The sequence below is a fragment of the Streptomyces sp. DI166 genome (genome assembly GCF_900091315.1).
Taxonomy (GTDB): domain Bacteria; phylum Actinomycetota; class Actinomycetes; order Streptomycetales; family Streptomycetaceae; genus Streptomyces; species Streptomyces fuscus.
Genome location: NZ_FLSP01000174.1, coordinates 1 through 8,493 on the forward strand (window position 1 = coordinate 1; position 8,493 = coordinate 8,493).

8 protein-coding genes are annotated in these 8,493 nt (G+C 71.3%); 3 read left to right on the forward strand and 5 right to left on the reverse strand.

The genetic code is table 11. The annotated features are described in order from the left end of the window. The 4 genes from GA0115233_RS38830 to GA0115233_RS38850 all read right to left on the reverse strand — a co-directional run. Positions 1-295: 2-oxoglutarate dehydrogenase E1 subunit family protein (locus GA0115233_RS38830; RefSeq protein ID WP_141689646.1), on the reverse strand; the 295-nt coding region annotated here is incomplete at its 3' end. A 281-nt stretch (positions 296-576) separates the two neighbouring features. Beyond that, positions 577-1,680 carry a HAMP domain-containing sensor histidine kinase gene (locus GA0115233_RS38840; protein WP_093725351.1) on the reverse strand — a complete coding sequence of 368 codons (1,104 nt, stop codon included), beginning with the start codon at positions 1,678-1,680 and terminating at the stop codon, positions 577-579. Continuing rightward, positions 1,677-2,414, reverse strand: a complete 738-nt coding sequence (locus GA0115233_RS38845) for a response regulator transcription factor (RefSeq protein WP_093725353.1) — start codon at positions 2,412-2,414, stop codon at positions 1,677-1,679. The genes GA0115233_RS38840 and GA0115233_RS38845 overlap by 4 nt, the downstream gene beginning before the upstream one ends. 133 nt (positions 2,415-2,547) lie before the next feature. Next, on the reverse strand, positions 2,548-3,225 hold the full coding sequence (locus tag GA0115233_RS38850) for a spermidine synthase (RefSeq protein WP_093725355.1): 678 nt from the start codon (positions 3,223-3,225) through the stop codon (positions 2,548-2,550). An 88-nt stretch (positions 3,226-3,313) separates the two neighbouring features. On the opposite strand from GA0115233_RS38850, the gene GA0115233_RS38855 reads away from it, so the two are divergent. Next, on the forward strand, positions 3,314-4,360 hold the full coding sequence (locus tag GA0115233_RS38855; protein WP_093725357.1) for a hypothetical protein: 1,047 nt from the start codon (positions 3,314-3,316) through the stop codon (positions 4,358-4,360). Between the two features lie 174 nt (positions 4,361-4,534). Then, positions 4,535-6,949 (forward strand): endopeptidase La, encoded by a 2,415-nt coding sequence (gene lon, locus GA0115233_RS38860; RefSeq protein WP_093725359.1) that lies wholly within the window; start codon positions 4,535-4,537, stop codon positions 6,947-6,949. A 66-nt stretch (positions 6,950-7,015) separates the two neighbouring features. On the opposite strand, the gene GA0115233_RS38865 is transcribed toward lon, so the two are convergent. Further along, entirely contained in the window at positions 7,016-7,840 is an 825-nt protein-coding gene (locus GA0115233_RS38865) for a lysozyme (RefSeq protein ID WP_093725361.1), read from the reverse strand. 294 nt (positions 7,841-8,134) lie between these two features. Here GA0115233_RS38865 and GA0115233_RS38870 point away from each other — a divergent pair. Beyond that, on the forward strand, positions 8,135-8,493 hold a 359-nt coding region (locus tag GA0115233_RS38870), incomplete at its 3' end, for a MarR family winged helix-turn-helix transcriptional regulator (protein WP_255310510.1).

Here is an 8,493-nt window from a genome sequence, read left to right on the forward strand (position 1 = left end):
GCGTGGCCGGGGCGGCGGGAGCTGCCGGAGCCGGGGCGGGCGCCGCGGCGGTGCTGCCCGCGGGAGCCGAGCCTGGTGCGGCCCCCGGCTTGTAGTCGGCGAAGAAGTCCCACCAGGCGCGGTCTACCGAATTCGGGTCCTGGAGGTACTGCTGATAGATCTCGTCGACGAGCCACTCGTTCGGACCGAACGCGGCTGCGGGGTTCTTGCCCGCTTGGTCTGCGTCGGTCGTGGGGGTACCGCCCGGCCGAAGGCTGGGGGAGCTCGATGCGTTACTGGGGGACTGTGGCGACACGGCGGCAACCGCCCTCTTCCGCTTCACAAGGTGATGGACAGCGGGAATAAAGGCTACGCCTCCATGGCCGGGAAGGTCAGGTCGGGCCGGTTCATCGTCGCGTAAGTCACATCGGAAAGCGTGTTTCGGGCTTTGAAATGGCGGGAAACAAGCGAGGTTTCGCTGATCGGGGTACGCGTCGCCGCAGGCCGGGCGCGCGGAAGGCGCGGGCCTTGGCCTGATCACACGTGTCCGTCTGCCCGGATGCCCGTGGATCTTGTGGCTCGGATTCGAACCATACGTCAACTCGACGCGGAAGGCTCTCCCGGAAGAGTGACAAGAATCCGGCAACCCCGCTCGCTTTCGGCCACTCCGATCCGGCCGCCGTGCAGATCCACCGCCCAGCGGGCGATGGCGAGGCCGAGACCGGTGCCGCCGTCGCTGCCCGGACCGTGCGGAGAGGGCACCGCACCGCGGTTGAACCGCTCGAAGACCCGGTGCCACTGCGAGCGCGGGATGCCGGGTCCCTCGTCCAGTACTTCCAGTTCCAGCGACTGGGGCCGCTCCCCGCGCCGGGCCTTCACCGTCACCCGGCCGTGCGGCGGGCTGTGCTTGACCGCGTTGTCGATGAGGTTGGCCACCACCTGGTGGATCCGCTCGGGGTCCGCGTGCGCAGTCAGCTCCGGCGGGGAGACGTCGAGGTGCAGGTGGACGTCGGTACGCGTGTGGCCGCCCGAGCCGGAGGCGATGCCCGCGCGTGTGGAGGCCACCATGTTGGCCTCCTTCAGTACGCCCGACAGATACGGCCACACCTCGAAGCGGCGGGCCCTGAGCGGGACCACGCCGTTGTCGATGCGGGACAGGTCCATCAGCGTGTCCACCAGGCGGCCCAGGCGCTCGGTCTGCTTCAGCGCGGTGCGCATGGTCTCCGGGTCGGCCTGGGTGACGCCGTCCACGATGTTCTCCAGCACCGCGCGCAGTCCCGCGATGGGGGTGCGCAGCTCGTGCGAGACGTTGGCGACCAGTTCCTTGCGCTGGCGGTCCTGGGTCTCCAGCTCGTCGGCCATGACATTGATCGTCTCGGCCAGGTCGCCCAGCTCGTCCTTGCGGTTGTCGCGCACCCGGCGCGAGTAGTCGCCGTGCGAGATGGAGCGGGCCACCGCGTTCATCTCGTCCAGCGGCGCGGTGAGCGAATGCGCCACGAACTGCGTAATGAGCAGTGTGGCGATCATCGAGAAGACCGTGATGAAGCGCAGCTCGGTCTGGGTGCGCACCGCGATCATCGACAGACCCGTGGTGATCAGGACCGAGATGACGACCAGCGCGCCGAGCTTGGTCTTGATCGAGAACGGGCGTACGCCGCCCCAGGGCTCCCCGGGGCCTCTCCGCGCCGGCCCCTCGCTCATGGCGTCGGGGTCTCCAGGGCGTAGCCCACGCCGTGCACGGTACGGATGCGCTCGGCGCCGATCTTGCGGCGCAGCGCCTTGATGTGGCTGTCGACGGTCCGGGTGCCGGAGGCGTCGGCCCAGTCCCACACCTCCGCCAGGAGCTGCTCGCGGGAGAGCACCGCGCGCGGGGTGTTGGCCAGGCACACCAGGAGGTCGAACTCGGTGGGCGTGAGGTGGACGTCCTCGCTGCGCACGCGGACCCGGCGCTGGGCGTGGTCGATCTCCAGCTCGCCCAGGCGCAGGATGCCGCTGCGCGGGGTGGAGGCGGCGATCGCGGCCCGCTCCACGCGGCGCAGCAGGACGTGCACACGGGCGGCCAGCTCCCGCATCGAGAACGGCTTGGTCATGTAGTCGTCGGCGCCGACGCCGAGGCCGACCAGCATGTCGGTCTCGTCGTCGCGGGCCGTGAGCATCAGCACCGGTACCGGGCGCTGGGCCTGCACGCGGCGGCAGACCTCCAGGCCGTCGAAGCCCGGCAGCATGATGTCGAGGATCAGCAGATCGGGCTGCCAGGCCTCGGCCGTGTCCACGGCCGACGGTCCGTCGCCCGCGGTCTGCACGAGGAATCCCTCGGCACGCAGGCGGGCCGCGATGGCGTCGACGATGGTCGGATCGTCCTCGACCACCAGAACCCTGCGCTGTGCGCCCGGGCTCGCCGCCGTGCCGTTGTGGGAGGTGTGTGTCTGCTCCATCGCCCGCCCCTGAAGTTGCTTTCCGGAATCCGTGGGGTGATCCGTCTTGTGCGACATGCCCGGGCATGCCTGCGATTGACGCTTGAATGATCCGCGCCAAGGCAGCAGCGTACGGGGAGTCACCGTGGCTCGGCTATCCAGGTCGGACGGCGAGATGCACGACGTCGGGAACGCCCCGGGCAACGGGGATCTCTTCGGTACGCACCTGATTGAACCCGGCATTCCGCAAGGATTCTTCGAATTCCGGAGAGGGCTGCGCCGACCACACGGCGAGCACCCCGCCGGGGTTCAACAGCCGTGCGCAGCTTGCCAGTCCGGAGTCGGAGTAGAGGCTGTTGTTCCCGTCCGTGACGGTCCAGTCGGGGCCGTTGTCGATGTCGAGACACAGTGCGTCGAACGTGTCGGATGTCTCATTGACGTACTTGATCAGGTCAATTTCCAGGATCCGGGTACGCGGATCCTGTCGGGCCGCTTCGGTGAGACCGCAGAGAGGGCCCGAGCGGTGCCAGTCGACAATGGCCGATTCGCGTTCCACCACGGTGATCCGTCCCCAGCGCGGGTCGGCCGCGGCGTGTGCGAGCGAGAACCCGACGCCCAGGCCACCGATCAGTACGGCGGGGCCGGGGCGGTCGTCCAGCGCGTCCCGCGCCGCGTCGACGAGCAGACGCTCGGAGCGGCCGTCGGAGGTGTCCATCAGGAAACAGCCGTTGGCGATGATCTGCAGCAGCTCCCCGTGCCGCCGCAGCACGACCTCGCCGTAGGGGCCTTCGCGACGGTCCAGGACTTCAGGGATGTCGTACGAAGTGGGCATCCGCTCATCCTGTCAGGTCCGCGGCGTGAAAATCGCTGGGAGGCGTGGAGCGGCATGTGGAGAATTCCCCCGGTACAGGGGAGGGTTCGTGGATGTTTTCGTGTGCGCCGGATGCGAGGCGCCGCTTTCGGCCCCGGTGTTCCGGGTCGCGTTGCCTGTGCACGCCCATCACTCGTCCTGGCACGAGCTGCTGCCGCCGCTGATGGAACAGGGCACCTACGCCGTCGACCCGCTGCCCTCCGGCCCGCCTTACCGGCGCCGGCAGGAGATAGAGGAGGACGAGGCCGCGGCCCGCGGCGTGTACGCGCCGGAGTACTCGGTGTCCTTCGGCGCGGCGGGCCGCATCGCCCTCGCGCCCGGCGACTCCCGCGGCACGGTCCTGATCCCGGAGCGCTGCGACGGGTACTGCGTCGGCCTGGACGGCAGGGACGGCCCCAACCTGGCGTGCGAGCGGTGCGCGTCGGCGGTGGGCACGCGCGTGGACGACTGCGGAATGTGGCAGGCGGTGTGGCTGGAGCCGGGCGCGGTACGCCGTGTCGCGTCGGTCGGTGGTCCTGCCCCCGTCGACCCCGTGCCCGGGGTACGGCCCCGTCCGCCGGTCGAACCGGGCGGAGGCTGGGACGGCCGCTGGGTGGCGGCGGTCGCGGTGGCGCTGGCGCACCTGGTGGTGGCCGCGGAGGGCGATCCCGTGACGTTCCCGGCGGGCGGTCTGCTCGCGGAGACGTTCGCCCGCGGGGCCGACGCGGTGCTGCCGATGGGGCCCGTGCGGAAGTCGGTGGGCCTGGCGGGTCCGGGCGTCCCGGTCTCCGGCCACGACATCGCCCTGGTTCCACGGGACCCGGTGACGGGCGAGCCGTGGCGGCCCTCGGCGGACGTCCCCGTGGCCCCGCTGTCCGCCGAGGTCTGGGCCTACCTCGCCGAGCCCCCGGAGACCTCGCCCCTCCCGGCCTCGGGCACCCTCCCGCCCGGAGTCCTCCGGGACGACTACCCCCTGCCTCCGCATCCGGCGTACACCTTCGAAATGGACCGACGGATCTTCCTGCACACGCTGGCCCGGCACCCGGCGGTACGGCGGCCGCGGATCCGGGCGGTGTACGACAGGGTGCTGGCGGGGCGGAATCAGCTCTGGCTGTAGTGGGGACTGGGCCACCCGTCCGGCCGTAGCGGGAATGGGGCCGGGACAAGCCCTGTTCTCCCAGGTCACGGGCTCGTCGACGTGATCGCTCACAGCGAACAGAAGCGCGGGAACATTCCGCGGCCGTCATGCATTGAGTCGACATAACTCAACTTGACTGCCTAAGGGGAGATCATGGCTTCGACGTCCATCCCGCTCACCCTGCCCGTGTTGCCGCTCGACGACGAGGTCGTGCTGCCCGGGATGGTGGTCCCGCTGGACTTGAACGACGGGGATGTGCGCGCCGCCGTGGAGGCCGCGCAGGCCGCGGCCCGCAACCAGCCGGGCAAGCCGCGGGTGCTGCTGGTTCCGCGCATCGACGGCACGTACGCGAGTACCGGTGTGCTGGGCACCGTGGAACAGGTCGGACGGCTCGCCGACGGTGATCCGGGTGCCCTGATCCGCGGCCGGGAGCGGGTGAGGATCGGCGCCGGGACGACCGGGCCCGGTGCGGCCCTGTGGGTCGAGGGCACCGTCGTCGACGACCGCGCGCCGGATCCGCTGCCCGGGCATGTCGTGGAACTCGTGAAGGAGTACAAGGCGCTCGCCACCTCCTGGCTGCGCAAGCGCGGCGCCTGGCAGGTCGTGGACCGCGTCCAGGCCATCGACGACGTCTCCGCGCTCGCCGACAACTCCGGCTACTCGCCCTTCCTCACCACCGAGCAGAAGGTGGAGCTGCTGGAGACCGCCGACCCGGTGGCCCGGCTCAAGCTCGCCACCCAGCACCTGCGCGACCACCTCGCGGAGCAGGACGTCGCCGAGACCATCGCCAAGGACGTCCAGGAGGGCGTCGACAAGCAGCAGCGCGAGTTCCTGCTGCGCCGCCAGCTGGAGGCCGTGCGCAAGGAGCTGCGCGAGCTGAACGGTGAGACGGAGGGCGAGGAGTCCGACGACTACCGCGCCCGCGTCGAGGCCGCCGACCTGCCGGAGAAGGTCCGCGAGGCGGCCCTGAAGGAGGTCGACAAGCTGGAGCGGTCCAGCGACCAGTCCCCGGAGGGCTCCTGGATCCGCACCTGGCTGGACACTGTCCTGGAACTGCCGTGGAACGAGCGGACCGAGGACGCCTACGACATCCAGGGTGCCAAGGCCGTGCTCGACGCCGAGCACGCGGGCCTGGAGGACGTGAAGGAGCGGATCACCGAGTACCTGGCCGTGCGTAAGCGCCGCGCCGACCGCGGTCTGGGTGTGGTGGGCGGGCGGCGCGGCGGTGCCGTGCTCGCGCTGGTCGGCCCGCCCGGCGTCGGCAAGACCTCGCTGGGCGAGTCCGTGGCGCACGCCATGGGCCGCAAGTTCGTCCGGGTCGCCCTCGGCGGCGTCCGGGACGAGGCGGAGATCCGCGGCCACCGCCGTACCTACGTGGGCGCGCTGCCCGGCCGGATCGTACGGGCGATCAAGGAGGCCGGTTCGATGAACCCGGTCGTCCTGCTCGACGAGATCGACAAGGTCGGCTCCGACTTCCGCGGCGACCCGGCCGCGGCCCTGCTGGAGGTCCTGGACCCGGCGCAGAACCACACCTTCCGCGACCACTACCTGGAGGTCGAGCTCGACCTGAGCGACGTGGTCTTCCTCGCCACCGCCAACGTGCTCGAAGCCATCCCGGAGGCCCTGCTCGACCGTATGGAGCTGGTCCGCCTGGACGGCTACACCGAGGACGAGAAGGTCGTCATCGCGCGGGACCACCTGCTGCCGCGCCAGCTGGAGCGGGCGGGTCTGAGCGGCGACGAGGTCGTCATCGACGAGGGCGCGCTGCGCAAGCTCGCCGGTGAGTACACCCGCGAGGCGGGCGTACGGAACCTGGAGCGCTCGATCGCCCGGCTGCTGCGCAAGGTCGCCGCCCAGCACGAACTGGGTGAGCGGGAGCTGCCGTACACGGTGACCGAGGACGACCTGCGCGGTCTGATCGGGCGCCCGCACCACGTGCCCGAGTCGGCGCAGGACCCGGCCGAGCGCCGTACGGCGGTGCCGGGCGTGGCCACCGGTCTCGCGGTGACCGGAGCCGGCGGTGACGTGCTGTTCGTGGAGGCGTCCCTGGCCGACCCGGAGACGGGCGCGGCGGGTCTGACGCTGACCGGGCAGCTCGGTGACGTGATGAAGGAGAGCGCCCAGATCGCGCTGAGCTTCCTGCGCAGCCACGGCGCCGAGCTGGAGCTGCCGGTCGGCGACCTGAAGGACCGGGGCGTGCACATCCACTTCCCGGCGGGCGCGGTGCCCAAGGACGGCCCGAGCGCGGGCATCACGATGACGACGGCGCTCGCCTCGCTGCTGTCGGGCCGGCTGGTCCGCACCGATGTGGCGATGACCGGTGAGGTCTCCCTGACCGGCCGGGTGCTGCCGATCGGCGGGGTGAAGCAGAAGCTGCTGGCCGCCCACCGCGCCGGGGTCACCACGGTGATCATCCCCAAGCGCAACGAGCCCGACCTCGACGACGTCCCCGCCGAGGTGCTGGACAAGCTCGACGTGCACACCGTGACCGATGTCCGCCAGGTCCTGGAGCTGGCGCTGTCCCCGGCCACGCAGGGTGCCGAGCCGGAGGTTCCGGTGGCGGCGTGACGGACGCTGCCGGAAGAAGGCGGAGGCCCGGGTTTCGTGAGGGAGACCCGGGCCTCCGTCGTACCGTCAGCCGTGAGCGAGGGCCTGCACCCGGTCCAGCGCGCCGTTGAACCGGTCGTGGTCGCCGACGGTCGGGCCGGTCGAGGTGTACTGCCACATCGTGTGGTTGCTCCAGCCCGCGGGGAGCGGCCCCACGGTGGAGGCGTACCGCGCGATCCAGAGCGGGTTGGACGCGCCGAAGCCCGCGTAGCCGCCGGTGCACTGGGTCCACCAGCTGGTGGCGGTGTAGATGACGGCGTCCCGGCCGGAGCGGGCCCGGTAACGGTTCAGGAAGTCACCGATCCAGGCGACCATGGCGGCCTGCGACTTGCCGTAGCAGGCGGGGCCGTACGGGTTCCACTCGATGTCCAGGGCGCCGGGCAGGGTCCGTCCGTCGGGGGACCAGCCGCCGCCGTGGTCGACGAAGTAGTCGGCCTGGGCGGCGCCGGAGGCGGTGTCGGGGGTGGCGAAGTGGTAGGCGCCGCGGATCATGCCGGTGCTGTAGGAGCCGTTGTACTGCTGCGCGAAGTAGGGGTTGGTGTAGTACGTGCCCTCGGTGGCCTTCGCGTAGGCCCACCGCACGCCGCCGCTCCAGAGCGTGGCCCAGGCCACGTTGCCCTGGTGGGAGGAGACGTCGACGCCCTCCGTCTGGGTGACGCGGGTGTCCCGGGGCAGTCCGTGGACGCCGTCGTGGGAGGCGACGCCCATGCCCATGTACGCGGAGCCGCGGGCGGGGGTGTCCTCGGCGGCCGAGGCCGGGGGAGTGGGGGTGGCGGCGAGGCTCAGGGAGAGCGCGGTCAGCAGGAGTCCGGTCAGGACGAGGCGGAGTGATCCGGGTCTGTGCACGGGCATAGCGTGCCTCCGGAGGATCGGTGACGCACGGTGGGGAGAGATGCTGGGGAGTGGGGGTACGGGCCCGGGACGGGGTGGCGGGTCGCCGTTGGCCCGCTGTTGGTCCACCGCCCGACAATGTTGGCGTGAGCATGCCAGGCGGGATCTGAGTAGGACGCTACGGACGTGCGCCGACGGGTGGAAGAGGCCCCGGAGGCTGCCGTTGGTCTACGCCTGAGAAATACTGACGGAGCTGCGGCGATGACGGCATGTGACGGAAACTTTCAGTACGGGGAAACCGAGGCAGGGGCTGACGTGCGCGAAGACGGAAACGACGACGGGCGCCGGGCCGGGTCCGGGGGGTTCGGCGACCCGCCCGGACCGGGCGACCCGCCCGAGTTCCTGTCCCTGGAGCGGGAGTTGACCGTACTGCTGCGGCGCGCCCGGGCCAGCCAGGGCGAGATGGCCCGGGAGGTCCACCCCGACCTGGAGTCCGCCGCGTACGGTCTGCTGATCCGCCTCGACGAGTGCGGGCGGCAGCGCGCCACCGACCTGGCCGCCTACATCGGCGTCGGCAAGGCGACCATGTCCCGTCAGCTGCGTGCCCTGGAGGACCTCGGCCTGGTGGCCCGCGAGCCGGACCCCGCCGACGGCCGGGCCTGGCTCGTCCATCT

What these genes read in the sequence shown, in the direction of transcription:
- lon (WP_093725359.1), top strand. Translation starts at nt 4,535, where the DNA reads ATGGCTTCGACGTCCATCCCGCTCACCCTGCCCGTGTTGCCGCTCGAC.
- GA0115233_RS38840 (WP_093725351.1), bottom strand. Translation starts at nt 1,680, where the DNA reads ATGAGCGAGGGGCCGGCGCGGAGAGGCCCCGGGGAGCCCTGGGGCGGC.
- GA0115233_RS38845 (WP_093725353.1), bottom strand. Translation starts at nt 2,414, where the DNA reads ATGGAGCAGACACACACCTCCCACAACGGCACGGCGGCGAGCCCGGGC.
- GA0115233_RS38850 (WP_093725355.1), bottom strand. Translation starts at nt 3,225, where the DNA reads ATGCCCACTTCGTACGACATCCCTGAAGTCCTGGACCGTCGCGAAGGC.
- GA0115233_RS38865 (WP_093725361.1), bottom strand. Translation starts at nt 7,840, where the DNA reads ATGCCCGTGCACAGACCCGGATCACTCCGCCTCGTCCTGACCGGACTC.